At 39.4% G+C, this 1931-nt stretch carries 1 protein-coding gene; it reads right to left on the minus strand.

The window, feature by feature from the left end; genetic code table 11:
- The coding region (locus ACP6PM_RS23660; RefSeq protein ID WP_426588984.1) for an Ig-like domain-containing protein at nt 1–1057 on the minus strand (1057 nt) is incomplete at its 3' end.
- Nucleotides 1058–1931 lie beyond the last annotated feature (874 nt).

Genomic DNA, 1931 nt, shown 5'->3' on the forward strand with positions numbered 1-1931 from the left:
GCTCTGGAGTTGGTTCTGGCTCTGGAGTTGGTTCTGGCTCTGGAGTTGGTTCTGGCTCTGGAGTTGGTTCTGGAGTTGGTTCTGGAGTAGGCTCTGGCTCTGGAGTTGGTTCTGGAGTTGGTTCTGGAGTTGGTTCTGGAGTAGGCTCTGGCTCTGGAGTAGGCTCTGGTTCTGGAGTTGGTTCTGGAGTTGGTTCTGGAGTTGGTTCTGGAGTTGGTTCTGGTTCTGGAGTTGGTTCTGGTTCTGGAGTTGGTTCTGGCTCTGCTTCTGGAGTAGGCTCTGGTTCTGGAGTTGGTTCTGGCTCTGGCTCAAATTGGCCGTTAATCGTAATTGTCACTGTGGCTGTACTTGTGCCACGCTTGCCGTCACTGATAGTGTAAGTAAAACTATCTGTGGCTGTTTCTCCAACTGGCAGAGTGTCGTATTGACCATTAGGGTTATAACTATATGTGCCATCACTGTCTAATTTCAGTAATGCTCCTGATGGGAGAGTAATTTCTTGACCTATATCACTGCTGTTACCGTTAATTTCTGTGACAACTAAAGTGTCATTACTGTCTGGGTCACTGTCTTCTCCATTGCCATTATCGTTGAGTACATTTTCGTTCTCAAGTACAACATCAGCATCTGTGCTGGTACTATCATTTTCTGCTACAGGTGCATCATTCCTTCCATTAATTGTAATTGTAACTGTAGCTTGACTTGTACCACTGTTGCCGTCGCTGATGGTGTAGGTAAAACTATCTGTGGCTGTTTCTCCTAATCCTAAACTTTCGTACTGACTATTGGGGTTGTAGCTATATGTGCCGTCACTGTTTAATTTCAGTAAAGCTCCTGATGGGAGAGTAATTTCTTGACCTATATCACTGTTGTTACCATTAACTTCAGTTACGGTTAATGGATCGTTATTTGGATCTGTGTCTTCTCCGTTGCCATTGTCGTTAAGTACATTTTTGTTATCAAGTAGAACTTCAGCATCTGTGATGGCAGTGTCGTCCTGGGCGATAGGTAGCTCATTGTTGACGGTAGAGATTGAAGTTTCCTCTGAAATATTCATGGCTTAATTTTTCCTAAAAAAGTAGATGTTGATATTAGTTTCTTGAGTTTTTGACCTCATCCTCAAGATATTTCTATCATCCGTAATTTCCCCGATTTATAGTGTGATCTAGATCTTGATAGCCTGTGAATTTTACCAGGTAAATTAGTGGAGTAAATCAGTATTTATGATGAGTTTTATTGAACTATTATGTGATTGCGATCGCAAGAAAAAAACGCCACGAATTCATGTTAAATAATTATTAAAAGTTATGCTATAATTTAGTTTCAGGGAATTAAAAACATTGTGAAAGACTGCCTAGCTATCCCTCTGAAAAAGGCTTAGATTTTGCTTAAATCGCTCAAAATAGATATATGTAAAAAAAAAGCAGAGACCTTCCATGGAAGGTCTCTACAAGGATTTGAGAACAGGAATATTGAATATTGGGAAATGTCTATTTATTTAAAGACATAAAAACCGTGACTGCGATTATTGAATAGTTTTAAATAGCGATCGCTATTTAAGAGACTTGTAGTGTATGAAGGCAAAAAATGTGAAGTTATATCATCTCCGTTTGAACAGTTATAAAAAATTAGGGAGGAGTCAGGAGATAGGAGTCAGGAGATGGGATGCAGGAAATAGGAGTCAGAAGACAGAAAATAAAGAAAGAATGTATCAGGAGAAAGAAGTGTTTCGGTCGCGTAAGCGGAACGGAGTTTTATCGCTAATTATCCGGACATTGTATTATTACTTGGCAAAACTTGTAGCTATTATTTCGCCGTCATGTTTAAAAAAATTGCTCTGTCTAGGTTAAACACGATTTTTTCAATCTGTGCCATGGAAAAATCTAATCTTCCTAGATTGAAGAAATTAATTATCAGACTTGATTGATTTT

The sequence above is a fragment of the Dapis brunnea BLCC-M229 genome (genome assembly GCF_050015995.1).
GTDB lineage: Bacteria > Cyanobacteriota > Cyanobacteriia > Cyanobacteriales > Microcoleaceae > Trichodesmium.